This is a genomic window from Bacteroides reticulotermitis JCM 10512 (assembly GCF_000517545.1).
Taxonomy (GTDB): Bacteria; Bacteroidota; Bacteroidia; order Bacteroidales; family Bacteroidaceae; genus Bacteroides; species Bacteroides reticulotermitis.
Map to the genome: position 1 here is coordinate 68,562 of NZ_BAIV01000021.1, position 19,247 is coordinate 87,808.

13 protein-coding genes and 4 pseudogenes are annotated in these 19,247 nt (G+C 39.5%); 8 read left to right on the forward strand and 9 right to left on the reverse strand.

Translation table 11 applies throughout. The features are described 5' to 3' along the window. Positions 1 to 124 precede the first annotated feature (124 nt). Positions 125 to 4,378 (reverse strand): hybrid sensor histidine kinase/response regulator transcription factor, encoded by a 4,254-nt coding sequence (locus tag JCM10512_RS13200; protein ID WP_044163726.1) that lies wholly within the window; start codon positions 4,376 to 4,378, stop codon positions 125 to 127. Between the two features lie 408 nt (positions 4,379 to 4,786). On the opposite strand from JCM10512_RS13200, the gene JCM10512_RS24060 reads away from it, so the two are divergent. Further along, positions 4,787 to 5,233 (forward strand): hypothetical protein, encoded by a 447-nt coding sequence (locus JCM10512_RS24060; RefSeq protein ID WP_052517208.1) that lies wholly within the window; start codon positions 4,787 to 4,789, stop codon positions 5,231 to 5,233. A gap of 179 nt (positions 5,234 to 5,412) precedes the next feature. Here the strand turns inward: JCM10512_RS24060 and JCM10512_RS13210 are convergent, their stop codons facing one another. After that, a complete protein-coding gene (locus JCM10512_RS13210) occupies positions 5,413 to 7,035 on the reverse strand; it encodes a glycoside hydrolase family 28 protein (RefSeq protein ID WP_244437198.1) in 1,623 nt (540 codons plus the stop codon). Between the two features lie 546 nt (positions 7,036 to 7,581). Between JCM10512_RS13210 and JCM10512_RS25110 the strand changes: the two are divergent. Beyond that, positions 7,582 to 7,779, forward strand: a pseudogene (locus JCM10512_RS25110) (site-specific integrase); the annotation flags it as partial. Continuing rightward, positions 7,776 to 7,943, forward strand: a pseudogene (locus JCM10512_RS24630) (Arm DNA-binding domain-containing protein); the annotation flags it as partial. The pseudogenes JCM10512_RS25110 and JCM10512_RS24630, both read left to right, overlap by 4 nt. 151 nt (positions 7,944 to 8,094) lie before the next feature. Here the strand turns inward: JCM10512_RS24630 and JCM10512_RS13215 are convergent. The 7 genes and pseudogenes from JCM10512_RS13215 to JCM10512_RS13235 all read right to left on the reverse strand — a co-directional run bounded on the left by JCM10512_RS13215 (position 8,095) and on the right by JCM10512_RS13235 (position 12,943). Beyond that, complete coding sequence (locus JCM10512_RS13215) at positions 8,095 to 9,009, reverse strand: helix-turn-helix domain-containing protein (protein ID WP_044163728.1); 915 nt, start codon at positions 9,007 to 9,009, stop codon at positions 8,095 to 8,097. Positions 9,010 to 9,261: 252 nt separating this feature from the next. Then, positions 9,262 to 9,429, reverse strand: a pseudogene (locus JCM10512_RS22785) (hypothetical protein); the annotation flags it as partial. Positions 9,430 to 9,554: 125 nt separating this feature from the next. Then, positions 9,555 to 9,917 carry a YybH family protein gene (locus JCM10512_RS13220; protein ID WP_044163730.1) on the reverse strand — a complete coding sequence of 121 codons (363 nt, stop codon included), beginning with the start codon at positions 9,915 to 9,917 and terminating at the stop codon, positions 9,555 to 9,557. A 255-nt stretch (positions 9,918 to 10,172) separates the two neighbouring features. Further along, positions 10,173 to 10,943, reverse strand: a complete 771-nt coding sequence (locus tag JCM10512_RS13225; protein ID WP_200869103.1) for an NmrA family NAD(P)-binding protein — start codon at positions 10,941 to 10,943, stop codon at positions 10,173 to 10,175. A 42-nt stretch (positions 10,944 to 10,985) separates the two neighbouring features. Then, the gene (locus JCM10512_RS24635) at positions 10,986 to 11,507 is read right to left on the reverse strand and encodes an aldo/keto reductase (RefSeq protein ID WP_162832129.1); all 522 of its coding nucleotides are present in this window, start codon (positions 11,505 to 11,507) and stop codon (positions 10,986 to 10,988) included. Continuing rightward, positions 11,413 to 11,964: an aldo/keto reductase gene (locus tag JCM10512_RS24640; protein WP_262482609.1), complete on the reverse strand. Its 552-nt coding sequence runs from the start codon at positions 11,962 to 11,964 to the stop codon at positions 11,413 to 11,415. Before JCM10512_RS24640 ends, JCM10512_RS24635 begins: the two co-directional genes overlap by 95 nt. Positions 11,965 to 12,607: 643 nt before the next feature. Then, positions 12,608 to 12,943 carry a winged helix-turn-helix transcriptional regulator gene (locus JCM10512_RS13235; RefSeq protein ID WP_044163732.1) on the reverse strand — a complete coding sequence of 112 codons (336 nt, stop codon included), beginning with the start codon at positions 12,941 to 12,943 and terminating at the stop codon, positions 12,608 to 12,610. Between the two features lie 275 nt (positions 12,944 to 13,218). On the opposite strand from JCM10512_RS13235, the pseudogene JCM10512_RS13240 reads away from it, so the two are divergent. The 5 genes and pseudogenes from JCM10512_RS13240 to JCM10512_RS13260 all read left to right on the forward strand — a co-directional run. Then, positions 13,219 to 13,764: pseudogene (locus JCM10512_RS13240) on the forward strand (FMN-dependent NADH-azoreductase); the annotation flags it as partial. Positions 13,765 to 13,905: 141 nt separating this feature from the next. Further along, positions 13,906 to 14,676: an NmrA family NAD(P)-binding protein gene (locus tag JCM10512_RS13245; protein WP_052517210.1), complete on the forward strand. Its 771-nt coding sequence runs from the start codon at positions 13,906 to 13,908 to the stop codon at positions 14,674 to 14,676. Positions 14,677 to 15,020: 344 nt separating this feature from the next. After that, on the forward strand, positions 15,021 to 16,784 hold the full coding sequence (locus tag JCM10512_RS13250) for a DUF3945 domain-containing protein (RefSeq protein ID WP_044163734.1): 1,764 nt from the start codon (positions 15,021 to 15,023) through the stop codon (positions 16,782 to 16,784). Between the two features lie 35 nt (positions 16,785 to 16,819). Continuing rightward, complete coding sequence (locus tag JCM10512_RS13255) at positions 16,820 to 17,095, forward strand: DUF4099 domain-containing protein (protein ID WP_044163736.1); 276 nt, start codon at positions 16,820 to 16,822, stop codon at positions 17,093 to 17,095. Between the two features lie 100 nt (positions 17,096 to 17,195). Then, a complete protein-coding gene (locus JCM10512_RS13260) occupies positions 17,196 to 18,959 on the forward strand; it encodes a DNA topoisomerase (protein ID WP_044163783.1) in 1,764 nt (587 codons plus the stop codon). The last annotated feature ends 288 nt before the right edge of the window (positions 18,960 to 19,247 follow it).

Genomic DNA, 19,247 nt, shown 5'->3' on the forward strand with positions numbered 1-19,247 from the left:
AAATGTAGAAGAAAACAATATCCGCAAATAGAAAAATCATCCAATTACTTAGCTATGAGCAACTTGGATGATTTTATATGTAACTGGATAATATTACAAGCGACGAGGCGTTAATAGCTAGGGCTTATTTCGTTCCATCGCCTCGTTGGTGAAATTGCGTAGGTGGTATACCATAATACGCTTTAAAACTTTTACTGAAATAAGACGGTTCTGTAAATCCGACTAGGAAGCAGACTTCGGAAACGCTAACTCTATCATCACCAAGCAATAGCTCTCCGGCTTTCTTTAAACGTGCATTACGCAAATATTCATTAGGTGTAATACCTGTTATATCTTTTACTTTTTGATAAAACATGGTACGTTTATATCCCATACTAGTTGCAAAAGTATCCATATCAAACGATGCATCTCCCATATTATGTTCAATGATAGAATTCATACGGTCTACAAATCTCTTATCCTTATTATTTGATAAAAGGAACTCTTTGGTCGGTCCCATGGTTTCTTTGGCAAACAGCTCTTTGAGTTCCATGCGTTGCTGAATTATATTCATAATACGAGTTAACAACATCTTTATACCAAATGGTTTAGTAATAAAATCATCTGCTCCAGATTCAAAACCCTTCATTTTATCTTCATCCTCCGTAAGCGATGTAAGCAGTATTACAGGAATATGACTGGTTGTTTTATCCTTCTTCAATTGCTTCACCACTTCATATCCAGTCATATTCGGCATGAGAACATCACACAGAATAATGTCCGGTTCAAATTCTTGTACCAAAGAGATACCCGACTTTCCATCAGTAGCCGTCTTCGTTATAAAGTAATTGCTCATTATATTCCGGATATATTCCCGAAAGTCTTCATCATCATCTATTATCAATAGCTTAATGCTGTTCAACGGAATACCGGGCATAACTTTTTTATAATCAAGTTTCATTCCCGATTCTTCTTTAATGATTGTGGTTGATGTGTCCGCAAAATCATCAGCCTGGTAGACATTTTTATCTATGGGCAGGATAACAGTGAATATAGAACCTTGTTCCTGATTGGGTTCGTACTTTATGTCTCCATGATGCGTCATAACAAGTTCATGAGTAAGGTGTAATCCTATACCAAAACTATTACCTGCAGAATTAATATGAGCAAAACGATGGAAGAGTTCTTTTCTTTTTTCTTCAGGGATACCTATTCCCGTATCGGCAACCTGAATAGCAAGCTGCTTTTTCTCTTCGTCCAATGATATCAAGAGTGTTATGCTGCCATCCAATGGAGTATATTTAAGCGCATTAGACAATAAATTATATAATATTTTATCTAAAAAACTTTTATCTAAAAACATTAAATAAGACTTTGCAAAAGGAATAAAGCGACATAGAATGCTCTTCGATTGAGCAACGTCATAAAACATCTGAAAGGTTTTTTCTGCAAAACTTATCACGTCAATTTCGGCAACCGCAAGTCTTAACTTATTGTGTTGCATCATACGAAACATCAAAAGTTGATCAATAAGGCGCAATAACCTTTTGGTACTATTGTAGATCGTATTCATTGACTGCATTACAGTCTCAGGCAAATCATTATTTTGTGATATTTTTTCAACGCCCCCCCGGATCAGTGTCAAAGGATTTCTGAACTCATGAGCAATATTTGTGAAAAAGACAAGTTTATATTCGGTCAATTGTTTTTCGAGCCGGATGCGATTACGCAACGTGCCGAAATTATTAATAAGTTTAAATGTCACATATAATACTAAACATGAAAACAGTATGTATAAAACAATAGCCCAAGATGTTTTCCAGAATGGTGGTGATATTATTATATCCAATACGCCTTCATTATCCGCCCACTCTCCCGATGTATTACAGGCTCTAACATGCAGTCGATAATGACCAGGAGGTATTTTTTTATAAGCCGCAAAGTTTAAAGTAGAAAGCATGCTCCAATCTTTATCAAAATTTTCCAACTTATAAGTGTACCTTGTTTTATTTACAAAAGAGAAGTCAAAAGTAGAAAACTCTATGATCAAAGAATTTTGGTTGTGTTTCAATTCAATGGCATCTGTATAACTCAGTGCTTTACTTAGTGGGGAGTTCTGATCGTTTGCGTCCATGGATACTCCGTCAATCTTCAATCCTGTGAAAACAATCTTAGAAATAGTATGCTGAGGCATAACCTTTTGTGGATTAATAACCACGAAACCATGATCTGTACCAAATAATAAATAGCCATCAGATGTTATAGCGGCACAATTCTCCGAGTAATAATTGCCTAGCGCGTTAGCCGAAAAGAAAAAGTTTTCAAAAACCTTTGTTTGTGTATTGAAACGGGAAATACCATATTCCGTACTAAACCACATTTTACCGTCCTTATCTTCTATAATTGCCTGAACTATATTATTAATTAAACCGTCACTTGTATCATAGTGCTTAAATGATAAGTCTTCATAATTCCCTGTAGGATGACAAACATAGACGCCCATACCAGCCGCTCCAATCCATATATTGCCTTTACAGTCACAGTACACTGAGTGAATTTCATTGCTACGTAGTTTTTTATTATTGGAATTATATAAATAATAATTGTCACTGTTTTGAATCAGGGAATCAGGATGAAAAACATAGACACCATTGTTTGTAGCCATCCATATCCAACCATTTCTATCATCTACCAATTTCCGAACCCGGCTTTCACCATAGTTCCTCTGAAAGAAGTGTTTAAAACTATATTTTTTCCCTTGAGGAGTAGCTAACGCTAACCCAGCGCCGAAAGTTCCTACCCATACACGTCCTTTTATGTCATTGAAAATATCAAAGATATTATTATTGCCTATAGGATTTGTACCAGATTCTTTCGTGTATAAGTCGTTGTTGACATACAGCCCTCCACCGCGGCTTCCAATCCAAATATTTTTATTCATATCTTCCATAGCCGCAAATATACTATAGGGGAAAAACTCTCTTTTTCTAATTAAGTTCAACACGTTGTCATATTGATACAAAGCACCATTGCGGTTGGTAATCCATATTTCACCATTTTTCATGCGAGTAATCATTCGAATTACATTTGAACGATCTACAAGTGTTTCAGATTCAGGGAATACTCGAGAAACACCTTCATTGAGAATAGACAGAACAGAAACACCTCCATGTTCCGCTGCAACCCAGATATTACCTAGCTGGTCTTCCATTACATGAGAAAGATAGTTTGAACTAATCTTATTAGTCCCTTTAGTTTGATAGGTAAAATGGGTAAGTTTCTCCGTTATAGGATCATAAGCATAGAGACCATTCCCATAAGTAGATATCCAAATAACTCCCCGTATGTCATGTATGATATGGTAGTATTCATAAGCAATTGATTTTACTAATTTCTGGGGTACCAATCGCAGTTCTTTAGCCTTACGAGTAACCGGATTAATATAATATATATTCCCCGAACCATTATACAACCAGCAGTTTCCCCGATTATCAAATTGGCATTGCCCATTCTTTATATCTATTATGGTATTTGCTTTCAATTGTGCCTGTTCTAAATCGAAAGTAAAGCTTCCCTGAGATGACAGAATAACCCAATCATTATCCTGTTTAAAGCTACCAGTAAAAGCAAAATCATTCTGATTTACTGGTAATTTTCTTATTAAACTGAATGTATTAAAATCAGAATTATAACTATAAACATCTCCTTGGTTTGTTAGAAAAAAGCATTGATTTTTATGAGATATAGCTGTTACAAAAGATAAACCTTTCATTATAACCTCTGATTTTTGTTTTGTGACTTTCACGATACCGGCTTGTGTACAAATCCAGATGATGCCCAAATTATCTTCAATAACAGACGTAACTTTATTAGAAGGAAGATTTCCTTTTTCAACCTTAAATATCATAGATGTGAATTGGGCACCATCGAATCTTATTCTTCTACACCCGTTCTGATGATGTGAGAGCCAGATATCTCCATTGGAAGCAGTCATTTTTTTACGATAGGTATCATGATATTCTCCACAACCTGTGTAATCAACAAAACAACCTTTTTTTAAATCATAACAACAGAAGACTTCAAGACTAGTGTATATCCAAAGGAAGCCATTCTTATCCTCCGAAATTTCTTCAATCCGATTATCTGCTAATGAGATTTTATCACCTGTTTCCGGCATAAAGGTTTTAAAAGAATATCCGTCATACAGGTTTAATCCATTCAGAGTGCCCAACCAGATAAACCCTTTACTATCCTGAAACAAGTATCTAACAGTGTTATTGCAAAGTCCATTATTCATTGTGATAAATGTAGCTGAAACATCTATAGAAGCAGCTGTCAAAGGTTTTTCTATAATACAAAATAGAAACAAGAAAATAAGATAGAAGATACGTGCTGTCATGGCGTTAAAAATTACGATTTATACAAATATAGCAAGAATCATCAGTAAATGATCTATAGAATTATCTAAATTATGCGAATCAGTAGTTGAAACCATTCGCTGATTAATTTAGTTACAATATTAATTATCAATAAAATAAGAGTGCCGAATATTTGCTCAATCAATTGAGAATCATTAAATCAAAGAAATATTACTACATGCTCCCTTAACAATGATTCAGGGAGCGATTAAACAAATAAGAATTTATATGTATATCTGTGATTTATACAATTCAGGGCTAAAATATTACTGTCAACGGTACAGTAACAACGATGCTCCATCTTCCTAGTCTCCTTCATTGCCTCGTATCAAACATTTAACTTAAGGTTAAACTGCTTGAATGAATGTTTTCAGGTAATATCCTAGAGATTGATAAATTGTTCATTCATACCAGATGATTGTGATTTTGACGCATCGCTGGTTGATTCTATGCCTGCGATCACTTGTGCAGGACAAAACAGAGTAGCAAAGGTTGCTAAAGAAATCATCTCTAAAGAATATTGTTCAACTGAGAATCAATATTACTATGGTTTAAAGTTTCATGCTTTGGCATTCAGACGAAAAAGGAGAATTCCTTTTCCAGAATCCATAACCTGCACTCCTGCTGATGATTATAATTTGACTATATTTAAACAGAACTGGGGTAATACGATAGCTAACCGAAAGCGAACGCAGAATATTCAAATGCTTATTCCTGTTAAAGCAATCAAAGGACAGCCTGAACAAGAAAAACAAATGAACAAAGTATATAATGTTTTATTTTCTACTGCTGTTTTTAAAGTCAGACAACCCATAGAAAATTCTTCAATTGGTTAAATGAACGTACAAAGATTCAAAGAGCGCATAAAGTCAGATCAATATTCGGACTTATAGTACACAAGATGGATAAAATTGCTATCGCTTTGTTTATCTAATTTTTCAAATACTGATTCTAGTAAATTAATAAATACACCACGGGTAGAAATATTTTCTATTAAAAGAAGTGAATGTATATACTACATATTGTTATCTTTCTTAACTTTAATCTCTATATCAGGCTGGATATTTCTTACTTTAATATTTTTCACTTTTTCACCTTGAACATTTATGTATAATTTGTTTTTAGGAATAATAAACCCAATATTGTCTAACAATAAGTTTTGTCCATCAATAATATTAATCACGTTGTGATCTGTCTTTATAGAGAGATTGCGCATAGTAAAATTAATAAAATCATTCATTACAGGAATGAGTTCTTTGGTATTTATAGTCCCTGATTCGATGACAACATGATTAAACGGCAGTTCGGGAATGCCATTAGCCATAATCAGCCGTTTTGCAGATTCAATAACAAAATCTTTAATATGAATATCCTTAACCTCTGGAGTTAATTCTGTAATAGGTCGTAATGGAAGTCGATCGGCCAGTTCTCCCATAAATTGTTTACTCCCCAATAGATCCCATGTAAAGGCATCCCGAACATTTGTCATTTTAAAATTTTCATAATATAATTTTTCAGTGACCCCGCTACGTGGCCTGCGTGTTTTGAAACGGATACCAATTTGTGTCCCATCAAACATACATCCATTAGAGTATACATTACGGATTCCTCCAGCTGTCTCACTTCCGGTAGTAATTCCGCCATGTCCATCCATTGCTAAGCAATGTCTGATAATCACGTTCTCGGTTGGCCTACCGACACGCATTCCATCTCCATTTCTTCCGCCTTTTAATGCATAGCAGTCATCTCCGCAATTCATTGTGCAATACTCAACTAGAACATTCTTGCAGCAGGTAATATCGATCCCATCACCGCTTGGTATACCTTTCGAATTTACGGTAACGCCACGAATGATTACATTTTCACAATACGTAGGGTTAATATTCCAGAATAAACATCGCTCTATCGTAATCCCTTCAATTAAAACATTATTACAATTTATGGGTGAAATAACTTTGGGGGCAAAAAAATGCCTGCCCTCCATTCCATCAAAAATTCTTTCTCCAATCTTTTTCGGAAAACGATTTTCTATCAAAGCTACACTATTCGATATTTTCCGCATAGGTGTATCCATCGCAGGGCCATAAATATGTCCTTTTCCGGTTATCGCAATATTATTTTCACCACAGGCGTAAATAAATGCACCAGCTCCCATTATTTCGATTCCTTCATGTGTTGTAAATACGCTTGGAAGATAATCAGTTGGATTATCGGAGAATTCAATTTCTGAACCAGCTTCTAAGTATAGATTAACATTGCTTTTCAGTACAATACGACCAGAGACCCATTTACCCTTAGGTATAATTAATTTCCCTCCTCCTTTTTTACTAATCACCGATATTAACTGATTGACGAGTACAGTAATAGGCTTGTTTTCCATCGCGCCTTTATCCCTGATATTTACTGAATTCTCAGGAAACACAGGATAATATAACTGCGGCATGTTAAAAGGATTTTTTTCGTAAGGGGTGATACAGGAAGGCATTGCCTTAGATCCCACCGTATTGATGGAAGGAATTGTTTTCTCTTGCGCCTTCAACAGCATTGCAGACGAGGATAATAAGCATATAAATAACATAAAAAATAGTATTCTATACTTAAGCTTCTCTTTTGATAAAAGTTTTCCATTGCTTGTCATAATAATAATAATAAATAGATTAGGCGAAAATTTATTTTCTAAAAAAACAAATATAGAGCAAAATAATGCCTGCCAATAGCAATATTATCCAAATGCTACGAGAATAAGCATTTGGATAATATTACAAGCAATCGAACTATTTTACAATTCAAAATCATTAGGCAGTATATCAGATTAGGAGATGGTGGTGATTTTAATTAATCCATTTACTGAGAAAACTACTATAAATTTTATTTCAAGTTGACTTTAAGATAAATGCACTTGAATACTGCTAATATTCATTTGCTTAGTAATCACAAGACTTTTTTCTTTTAGTACTAGCTTCATAGTTACGTTAATTTACACCCTAATCATGCTGCAACACGATCTTGAATTTCATTCAAAAATACTATCATTCTATCACAATGACCACAACTTATTCTTTACAAATTTGCGAATATAACGTATTATATATGGAAGCGCTGTATTCCTTGTCTAAGTTTAAGACTTCAGCTATTATAAATCAAGCAACTATATTTAGGGTATTGTCGCAAATAATCACATTGATTAACAAACCGCCTAAGTCGTCATTTCTTTGCCAGCCTGATTACGCTCGAAGCAGGTGTATTCATCAAAACTGTATCAAAATGCTCGGTCACAGCGATATGAAACAACACAAATCTATGTCCTTATGACTCCAAAGAAACCTTTGAGGATATGGATAAGTATATTGAGACAACACAAGATTTAGTATTCACCCTATAAGACGAAGTACATTTAAAATATTATTCTACATCAACCGCAGTAAAATAAAATCCGATGGCACAACTCCTATTCTGTGCCGTATCACGGTTGATAATAAATATACTGTTCTTAAAACAGGTATCTATTGTAAACCGAACGCTTGGGACAGCAAGAAAGGAAAAGTATGAGACGGAGCATTCAATCATTAATTGGATAAATTTCGGGAATGTATCGAACAAACATATGAAGAGGCACTTAAAGAATAAAGCGTTAGCAGTGCAGAACTATTCAAAAATATAGTTTTAGAAGTAAATTATGTTTTAGAACTTCGGTCGGTCAGTTAAACGACTGTCTAAACTTCAATGGTGTGACATTCGTTTTATTTTTAAAAAATTTATTGAACGATTGCGGAAATTCGAACCCCAACTGATAAGCGATTTCACTTACCGATAAATTTGTCGCAGATAAAAGCTCTTTGGCTTTTTCAATAAGTTGATTCTGGATATGTTGTTGAGTGGTCTGTCCTGTCAGCTTCTTCAGCATATCGTTCAAGTAGTGAGGCGAAACAATTAGTTTTTCGGCAAAGTATTGAACCGTTGGCAATCCCGATGTACTAAGATTGTCATTTTGGTAGTAAATAGTCAATAAATCCTCAAATTGTAGAAGTATATCGTTAGAGACTTTTTTTCGTGTAATAAATTGACGATTGTAAAAACGATTGCAATAATTCAACAGCAAATCAATATGTGCCACAGCAACATCCTGCGTGTAGTTGTCTATCATTGATTCAATCTCTTCTTGCATATTTTGTATTAATGCCGAAACAACGATTTCTTCTCTGTCAGAAAGGTGTAATGCTTCGTTGATGGCATAAGAAAAATATCCGTACTCCTTTATCCGCTTTGCTAAGGGGAAATTTTGAATAAAATCTGGATGGATAATCAACATCCACCCTTCAAGTTTTCTCGAACTACCCACTTCTATCGAGAACGTTTGTCTGGGCGCAAAGAATGTCATCAGTCCACTGTCAAAATCATAGTATCGCTGTCCATATTTTATTTTTCCATCAAAATTTTTCTTCAAGGCAATAACATAAAAATCACATGAGATTTTGAGCTCATTTTCTATCCCATCAAATGCTATCTCACTAAAATCAAACACACTCACCAATGGATGTTTTGGTTTTCTTAAACCCATATAGGAATGATATTCCGATATGGATTTGATGATGTATGTACCTTTATTTTTCATTTTTATATCTCTCTATACGGGGGATGGTGTTGATAATAATCCCATAACACTCGATTATTTATTTCTGTTGCAATCAAAGGGTTGATTTTATAAGCTTTTCAAAACCTTACATTCTTTGATTACAACTTGGTTTCGTTCTGTCCAAAATACACGAGGCTTGCCTTTAATAACCAATTGATCACCTTTCAAATATTTCCGCAATTTCAGATAATCAAGCATAGGAAGGACACAGAGAGCGAGAGTATTGGCTCCTTATTTATCCGAAATTTCTATTGATGGCAGAGCATATGCGTCCGGCCTCACATAGGTTACATACCCCTGTATTTCAACAATTTTCCCACCACCATAAAGTTCAAAAGCAGCATTCCCATCTTTTACAAATGTATCAAAAAGTTCCTTTACATTCATATTCTTATCTTCTTTATCCTTGGTGTCGTTGGTTTACGACAGAGCGGAAGTAGAAAGCAAACAACTCAATCCCAACACAACACCGATGAATATTCTATTCTTCATTTTTATAACCTTTTGCCATTATTCCCCTCCTATCAATCCTTTGTTTCTGTAATTACAATCATCGGTTGGTCGATGTACCACAACCAGCTTCCATCAGACTGTTTTCTCCCAACTTCGGCTGTTACAAATCCGTTCGGTAGCTTTGTCGAAGTCAATGCAATATCTCCATTTACAATCGGCAGACTATGCTTTACATTTTCAAACCTTGGACCATGTTCCATGAGGTGTTTAAAGTATGTTTTTATCTCCTCTTTTCCGCGGGCAAGAATGTTGTTTTCGCCTGTTACGACAACTGCATCTTCTTCGTAGATGGATGCAAGCCCCTCTATGTCTTTCGAGTTAAAATACTCCAAAAATAAATCCGCTACTTCATCCGGTTTATATGCTTTTTTCATCTTATTCAATTATTTATGGGGTCTTGCACTGAAGTAAAATAATGTATTTAATGTTTCATTCCAGAGTTGTAACCAACCGTGATCGCAACTTGGAAGTACAAATAAATAGCTTTGCGAACTTAATGATTCGTTATTGCTGATTATACAATTTCGCAAAATCCTTCGCAAAATCCTTAATTTTCACTTTTCCCAATACAGGACGATGCTGATAATAATCCTCATACAGTGTTCCGGCTTGCTTAGCAGCGTTCAAAGCTATGAGCCTTCTACCCCTTGCGGATTCATACCCAACTCTATAAATCTTTTCTGCAGAACTTCGGCAGGAACAGTTACCCACTTCAAGTCAGGCTTTCCGATGGCTTCACTCAGTGCTACAACAAGTTCGTCAGATGTTACTTCATCACTTGCTATATAACGAACCCTTCGACCTTCAAACGGTTTGACGATTTCTTCGGCAATCACATCGGCAATATCCAAAGGCGAGGCCCAAGGCTCTTTATGCAGCGATTTATAGTCCGTTATAATGGCATTCTGTGATTTAGCCATGGGGACGAATGCAAGGATGTTGCTGTAAAAGGATACGGGGCGTAAGGTGGTAATAGCAACCTCTGCAGGAAGTTCTTTTAGTATCTGCTCTACGTAATGGTGGAATTTAAGCATGCCATTTCCATTTTCGGTATGTCCTCCTATGCTGCTCAGGTGTACTATTCTTTTTACGCATGATTGCCGAATCGCTTGTACATAGACTCTTGCAAATTGGCGATAGTGCTCGTAGATATCTATAGTAGTATCGGAAAAATTCACCGTTGGCTCCATCAAATAGATAGCGTCGGATCCCGTAAAGATATTTGTGAGGAAAGCGACATCCTTGAGTGAACCGATGGCAGCATTGGCGCCTAAATCCTCAATTGCTTTTTGTTTACTGGCATTGCTACTTATTACTGTTACCGATTGGCCTTGCTGCACTAACAGTTGTGTCAGAGGTCTGCTGATTGGTCCTAATGAACCTGTTACTATAATCTTCATAAATTAATCTGTTTTCTATATCAAACGTTATTAACTCAATATTTATCTTTTAAACAACCCGTTTTTATCTATATTAACAGGAGGCATATAAGTAATCAATGCGTTTGCTTTGGGTATAATACTTTCGATTCTATCCAAATCATCCTTACTCAACCGGATGTCAGTCGCTTTCAAGGAATCCTTAAACTGACTTTCTGTTCTTGACCCTACCAATGCCATTATATCTTCGCCTTGAGCCAATACCCACGCAATAGCAAGTTGTGCTAAAGTGGCCTCTTTCTCGTCTGCTATTTGCTGTAACTTATCGGTAAGAGAAAAATTCTGATTCAGGTTCTCGAATGCTGAAGGCGGAACAAAGTGGCTAAGTACGGAAATTTTCTGTTCAGTGGCACTTCCACCCAAAACACCCGAAAGAAGCACACCGAACCCTACGATTCCAACACCCAACCCTCTTGCAGTCGGGATAAGTTCATCCTCTATATGCCTGTTCATTAAAGAATAAGCTACTTCTACCAAGCTGATGGGATGCGTGGCATTTGCTCTGCGCAAGGTGTCGGCATCCACTTCGGAAACACCGATGGTTCTTACATAGCCTTTTCAACAAGACGGGAAATGGCGCCAATGGTTTCCTCCACCGGAATATGCGGATTGATGCGGCAGGTTGGTACAAGTCTATATAATCAAGCCCTAATCTTTTCAGCGAATAAGCAAGGTAATTTTCCACCCCTTCAGGGCGGACATCAAAACCCGACATCCCGCTTTCTATTGTTTGCAGGGCACCAAATTTTACTGAGACAAAAGCATCTTCCCGCTTGCGCCCTTTCAATGCTTCGCCAACGATGGTTTCACTAATTCCGGAGGAATAGAAATCGCCTGTATTAAGAAAATTGACTCCGTTATCCAATGCGGCATGAATAGCGGATATGGCTCCTTCTCTATCCGGAGCCATCCGCATTGCTCCCAATCCCAATTGCGAAATACCAAGTTGAACATTACTTCCTGTTGTTTTTAACTGTTTCATTTTTTACATTTTTTATTATAAATTAATTCTTTTCATTCCATATTCCGTATACCTTGCCCACAGCTACCATTCCTAATGAAATGATACTCTCTAATCGGTTCAAATCATCTTCGGTAAGGACTATATCGCCCGCCGCACGATTTTGCTCATAAGTCTATATTATAAATGTCAATGTGCAAAATTCAGCATATTATTTCTAATAAAAGTATCTGAATCGGGGAATGTTGTATCCAAATGATAGGCATTGTTTTTTGCCGATATTCTTTTATATACTCATTTATTCGGCACAATACCAATGTTCCATTATTCACCATTATCAACACTGAAAAGGCAAACCATACAGTTGTATTTTTTTACACAGTCATCGGGAGGATAATTCTCTTACAATGCTGACCAGTACTGAATCACCCTCTACAAGGATTGTGACAACCGATGTAGTAATGATATCGTATATTGCTTTCGAAGTTAAAAATCAGGAATACACCTTCTGTTTAAATATCTAAGAATACTAACTCGTAAGCTATTATACTGAAACTACTAAGAGATTTTTTACAGCAAAATGAAGATATAGTACTTATGTTCTGGATTATTGGGTTATAATAATCTTAAATTAACATTACTCCGAGAAAACATTTTTCCGGCGTTATAACCAACATTCAATCATAACTTCCAGCACCTTATCTAGTGACTTCCCCGACTCAGTCAGCTCATATTCTATCATTACGTGAATAGTATCGTAGACTTTACGGGACACAACACCGTTAGCATCCAGGTCTCTCAGTTCCTTTGATAGCATGCTCGGGGGAATCTTCGGGATATCGCGTTCGAAAGTTTTGAATCGTTTCTTGCCGAAGTGTAACGAAACTATGATAGGCAGTTTCCATTTGCCATTGAGGACATTCAGTGTATCATTCACTGCCAGCACAAATGTTGCGGGACATTGTTTTATTTTTAGCAGTTCTGTCAATGCATTATTCATAATGAGTGTTTTAGCGCTATACTTTAGTATAGTAATATATCCGAGTATAGTAGTTACTATTGTATAGTAAAAGTATATATATTTGCATCAATAAACGGCACCCAGAGAAAGAATTAACATTTGGAGTATTACCCCTGCTTGCTGCTATCTGCCGGAAGCGACGACATCAAATATTCATTCAGAATATCTATTATAAATAATTAAATACAAAAAAAACAAAAGTATTACACCTCACAAGCAGCCTTTCTGGTAAAGAATAGTTCAGTACCCAACTAAGCAACGTGATTGTCGAAAAGATTCGTGTAAATCATCCAGACATATCCGTAAAGAAGTGCGATTTGGTTCAAGATCCCTTACCACATTTCGGTTTAAGGCATATCAAATCGTTTACCACGCCGCAAGGAGAGCATTCGGCTGAATTGGCAACAATATACCAACTTGCCGAAGAAACGCTTGACAAATTATTTGCGGCTGATATTATCGTTATCGGCGTACCTATGTACAATCTGGGTATTCCATCGACCTTGAAGACGTGGATCGACAATGTTACACGCGCTGGACGCACATTCCGCTACACAGAGAAAGGGCCCGAAGGTCTTGTCAAAGGAAAGAAAGCCTATCTGGCAATCGCAACGGGAAGTATATTTTCGGACGACCAACTGAGAAGTCCCCTTGATTTTACCGAACCGTATTTAAGAGCCGCGCTGGATTTGATAGGCATCACCGACGTCACAACTTTCAGGGTAGAAGATTTGTGTATATCAGGTATAAAAAAAAATGCTTTGAATAAAACGGTAGAAATAGCGAACGAACAGATTTAAATAAAAAGACAAGTACATATAAACATTATTAAGAAAAAAGAGTTATGAGTGAAATTTTGATTACAGGACCCACCGCGCATTTAGGTTCGATCGTGATAAACCATTTACTGCAACATAGTAAAAGCCGAGCAGATCGTTGCCTTGGCCAGAGACATCAACAAAGCTTGCGCATTGCAGGAAAAAGGAATTGAGGTAAGAATCGGTAGTTTCGACGACATCCCTTCTCTCGGTAAAGCAGTCGCAGGCATCGATAAGGTATTACTCATTTCAGGACTTGACCAGAACAGGTTGCAGCAACACAAAAATGTAGTAGATGCCGCCAAGGTTGCCGGAGTGAAACACATCGCATATACAGGCGTGGCTCTAAAGGATGCATCAGAATCTGCCATAAAATCTTTTATAGCAGACCAGTTCTCGACAGAAGAATATATCAGGCAGAATGGATTGACATATCCTTTCTTACGCAATACATTATATGCTGATACTTTGCCGTTCTTTACCGGTGACAAAATTTTCAAATCGGGCATACACCTTCCGGCGAGTAGTGGCAAAGCTCCTTTTGCGCTTCGCAAAGAGCTGGGAGAGGCTACAGCAAATGTGCTTTTGCAAAATGGGCATGAAAATAAGACCTATCATCTGACAGGAAGTGGGTTGTTTTCTTTTGGAAATATTGCAAATATTCTGTCGAAACTGTCCGGAAAAACGATTGGCTATAAGGACATTAATACCGAACGTTTTATCGATACGTTGAAACAACTCGGTGTCCCCGAAACAGGAGCCACCGTAACCGCAGGATTTATTGCCAACATAAAAAACAGACAATACGAAATTGCAACAAATGATCTGGAGAATTTATTAGGTAGAAAGTCTACTGCCTTAAGGAGTGTTTTAAAGAGCATATATAAAATATAACCACTATAACTTAATCTTATATTCAGCTATAAGAATTGAAGTATTGCGATTTTTATATATACCTTTTTATTGTGTTTTTTCACATAAAAAGGCAGAAGTTTCATCTCTTTCTGTTCTGCAAAGTTCAGTTTCTTTGTTTTATCTCCCTCCTGATATATTCTGTTACTTACATTTTTGCTTCTACCTATTTTGCCCATTTCTGCTCTTGCTTTCCTTTCGTATGGACATCTGATGACATCTAACGACACGTGACGTCAGCTTTTTGATAATCAGCACCTTATTCATCACAAGCTTCTACATTTGTAGGGTTAAAGGATCCATTAACCTCAAAAAAGTGATGAATTATGGCACAGGAACAACGCATTAATGAAAAAACCAAGCGGAAAAGGATACCGCAGAAAAAGCTGCAAAATCCTCCCGTGGAACAAATCAGTGAACTGCTTTTCATTCATAACAAGGAAGACCCGAAAGCCGGCGTACAAGCCATCAGCGGGATTGACGAAAAGGGAAAAGCAAAGACGGTTCCGGCAGATGAAAAGAATGAGAATTCCTTCCTGAAGTTCGACAAGAACTCCAGCATCCTCGAAAACTTCATCAAAAATTTCTGGAGCCAGTTCAAGGAGCCGACACATATCCGGCTGCTCCGCCTGACGATCCATGACTATAAGCGTAACAAGCAGGCGATCAAGGATCTGTCGGCAGGAAAAAAAACGGACGTAGTGAAAGAATTCCTCAAGCACTACGAAATCCGACCGAGGGAAAACAAGGAACAAAGCAAAAACGAAAAAGAAACGGAAACAATGGCAAAAAAACAAGAACAAGCGCAACCGCAAGAACAGCAGGCTCCGCGCTACCGCTACAATGAAAACATGGTGAACTGGGACGCTCTGGAAAAGATGGGAGTGTCAAAATCATCGCTCGAGCAGCAGGGATTATTGGATTCCATGCTAAAAGGGTACAAGACAAATAAACTGGTACCACTGCATCTCTCGCTGGGATGCGCCACCGTCAGGCTGGACGCAAGGCTGTCCTTCATCAACCAACCTGACGGGCAGATCGGTCTGGGCATACACGGCATACGCAAAGAACCGGAGCTGGAAAGGCCTTACTTCGGACATATCTTTACGGAAGAAGACAAGAAGAACCTGCGTGAAACAGGAAATATGGGACGCACGGCGGAACTGAACCTGGGTGGAGGGACCTACGTCCCCTGCCTGGTCTCCATTGACAAAAACACCAATGAACTGGTTGCCGTACGGCAGGAGAACGTATACATTCCCAATGAAGTGAAAGGCATCACGCTGACGCAGGACGAAATAAATGCACTTAAACAAGGACAATCCGTGTTCGTGGACGGCATGACCTCTGCCAAAGGAAAGGAATTCAATGCCACCCTGCAATACAGCGCGGAACGCCGCGGAGTGGAGTTTATTTTCCCAAAAGACCAGACTTTCAACCAGCAGACACTGGGAGGCGTGCCACTGTCACCCAACCAGATCAAAATGCTAAGCGAAGGGAAAACCATTCTTGTGGAGGACATGAAGCGCAATAACGGAGAACTATTCTCGGCTTTCGTCACATTGGACAGTGTGACCGGACGTCCGCAATATACGCGCCACAATCCGGAGAATGGCGAAATCTACATTCCTAAAGAAATCTGCAACGTGCAACTCACTCCCGAAGACAAGGAAGCCCTGCGCAAAGGGCAACCCGTATTCCTTGAAAATATGATCAGCCGTAAGGGGGAAGAGTTCTCCGCCTTTGTCAAGCTCGATATGGATACTGGCCGGCCGCAATACTCCCGTACACCGGACGGCTTCAACGAACGTCAGGCTCCGGTGGTTCCAGCAGAAGTGTACGGACACGTATTCTCGGCACAGGAACGTGCAAACCTGCAGGATGGAAAAACAATCCTCGTTTCAGATCTGAAAGGCGCGAACAACAAGGCATTCGGTTCCTATCTGAAAGTCAATGCCAATTCGGGACAATTGCAGTATTTCCAGGATAACCCGGACATACGCCGAGACACATCCCGGCGTGCGGCACAGGCGGACAACAACCAGACCTCGCAGCAAGAACAGAAGAGAAGCAGCAAGCAGGCTGTGTGAGAATAGAATCATTAACCATTCATTTGAAAGAAAAGATGAATCAGAAAACGAATCATGTATTCAGGGTGGGAGACCTTGACTGGAAAGGACTGGAAGCAACCGGTATCAGCAGGCAGATGCTGGAAGAAAGCGGAAACATGGAACTGCTCCTGCAAGGGGAAGAATCGGAAGCACTCCCTCTGAAGCTCCGTACTCCCCTGCTTTACATTACGATGGATGCCACGCTCAGAATAGTGGAAGGACCGGAGGGGAAACCTGTAATGGAAATCGACGGTATCGGTCACGAATTGGAAAATAAGGAAGATGAATGACTCTCCGGTTGAACGGTAGAAGAAAAGATGTATAACAGCGTTTCCCGCATCTTACTATGACATGGTATGGATGCGGGAAACACAAAAAGAAGAAATGATTATGATCGCAATAGTGACAGATAAACCGGACACGGGAAAAGAGATAGCAAGAATCCTGGGTGCACACAGAAGGGAGAACGGATACATGAGTGGAAACGGCTATATGGTAACATGGACTTTCGGCAACATGATTTCATTGGCCATGCCGAAGGATTACGGAGTCGGGCAGTTGAAACGGGAAGACTTCCCGCTGGCTCCCACTCCCTTCCGGCTGATGGTGAGGCACATAAAGACCGATACGGGATGGGTGCCGGACATCAACGCCGTACTCCAGCTAAAAGTCATAGAGAAGGTATTCGCCGCATGCGACCGCATCGTTTCGGCCACCGATGCCAATCGCGAAGGCGAAATGCTGTTCCGCTACCTGTACCAATATCTGGAATGCAAGCAGCCGTATTACCGTTTATGGATTTCATCGCTTACAGACAAAACCGTATTGAACGGTATGGACAATCTAAGGTCGGGCAGCCTTTTCGACCACCTCTACCTTGCCGGCGACAGCCTGGGAAAAGCCGATTGGCTCTTGGGACAGAATGCGAGCTACGCCCTCTGCCGGGCCACCGGCATGGGGAACAATTCCCTCGGACGGGTACAGACACCCGTGCTGGCAGCCATCAGCAGCCGCTATCGCGAGCGGGAGAACCACATCGCCACGGACACATGGCCTGTCTTTATCAGTTTGTACAAAGACAACATCCTGTTCAGGATGCGCTGCACAGAAGAGTTCACCGACCGCCGAAGAGCCGTACAACTCTATGAGGACTGCAAACTCACTGGACATGCACGCATCACCGCCACCGACAGGCAACCGCGTGAGATACAGCCCCCCGAACTTTACAACCTGACTGAACTTCAGAAAGACGCCAACACGTATCACGGTATGACTGCTGGACAGTCGTTCGACATCGCCCAACGACTCTATGAAAAGAAGCTGATTTCCTATCCGCGTACCTCCAGCCGTTTCCTGTCCAAAGACGTCTACCGCACCCTGCCCTCCATCATGGAAAAGCTACTGAACCGAAAAGAGTTCCACCCGTATGCAAAGGCAATGGGAATCAATGCAGCTAACCTTTCAAAGAGAGTAATCGACCCGGACCAGGCAGCGGAACATCACGCCATTATCGTGACCGATACTCAGCCTCAAGGACTCAGTCCCGATGAAATGATGCTTTACCTACTGATTGCCGGGCGGATGCTGGAGGCCCTCATGCCTGCCTGTAAAGTGGAATACACCACGGTGGATGCCATCTGCGCCGCCCGCAGGTTTCAATGCCGGGCTTACCGTATCATTGAAAAAGGATGGTTCAGCCTGTTCGGGCGAGAAAGCGTCATTGCCGGAAGCGAATACCAGTCCGCCCCGTTACCGGAACTCCCGGACGGAGAAACGGTAACGATGGCCGGATGCAACCTTGTCCACAAAAGAGACCTGCCCGTTTCGGCCTATACCGACGCGGAACTGATGGCGTACATGGACACCGCCGGACTGGGAACCGCAGCTACCCGCACGAACATCCTGCAAACCCTGATAAACCGCAAATACATCCGCTATTCAGGCAGGTACATCATCCCCACACGCAAGGGGCTTTTTGTATATGAGACGACACGCGGCATGAAAATAACCGATGCCACACTGACATCCGGTTGGGAAGCGCAGTTGGCTTTGATAGAGCAGGGAAAACTTTCGCAGGAAGTGTTCCTGGGTGGAGTACGGGAGCTTACCGGTGAAATAACGGATGAGATCTTTCAGAGATATGCAAAAGAATAGATGCCTCTATATTTACACCAATATGAGAAATGCAGGTCGGAAGGTCTGCATTTTTATTCCCCTAGAATCTGTTTTTCCACTTTTAAACGGCAAAGATATCGGATTGCCCCTTATTTGTGTCAAGGCGGCCCTACGGCTGGTTGGTTAAAAGAAAATCATCCTCGCTACGCTGCGGTATTTTCTTTTCCAAGCCTTGACACAAAAGGGCAATCCAAAAACCGGAGGCCTATAAAATCGGGAAAACAGATCCCGACGGGATAGTTATCCACCTATAAAAACAATAAGAAT

Excerpts from the sequence above, each read along its gene's own strand:
- JCM10512_RS13200 (WP_044163726.1), bottom strand. The coding sequence starts at position 4,378 with ATGACAGCACGTATCTTCTATCTTATTTTCTTGTTTCTATTTTGTATT.
- JCM10512_RS13210 (WP_244437198.1), bottom strand. The coding sequence starts at position 7,035 with ATGACAAGCAATGGAAAACTTTTATCAAAAGAGAAGCTTAAGTATAGA.
- JCM10512_RS13215 (WP_044163728.1), bottom strand. The coding sequence starts at position 9,009 with ATGAAAAATAAAGGTACATACATCATCAAATCCATATCGGAATATCAT.
- JCM10512_RS13220 (WP_044163730.1), bottom strand. The coding sequence starts at position 9,917 with ATGAAAAAAGCATATAAACCGGATGAAGTAGCGGATTTATTTTTGGAG.
- JCM10512_RS13225 (WP_200869103.1), bottom strand. The coding sequence starts at position 10,943 with ATGAAGATTATAGTAACAGGTTCATTAGGACCAATCAGCAGACCTCTG.
- JCM10512_RS24640 (WP_262482609.1), bottom strand. The coding sequence starts at position 11,964 with ATGAAACAGTTAAAAACAACAGGAAGTAATGTTCAACTTGGTATTTCG.
- JCM10512_RS13235 (WP_044163732.1), bottom strand. The coding sequence starts at position 12,943 with ATGAATAATGCATTGACAGAACTGCTAAAAATAAAACAATGTCCCGCA.
- JCM10512_RS13250 (WP_044163734.1), top strand. The coding sequence starts at position 15,021 with ATGGCACAGGAACAACGCATTAATGAAAAAACCAAGCGGAAAAGGATA.
- JCM10512_RS13255 (WP_044163736.1), top strand. The coding sequence starts at position 16,820 with ATGAATCAGAAAACGAATCATGTATTCAGGGTGGGAGACCTTGACTGG.
- JCM10512_RS13260 (WP_044163783.1), top strand. The coding sequence starts at position 17,196 with ATGATCGCAATAGTGACAGATAAACCGGACACGGGAAAAGAGATAGCA.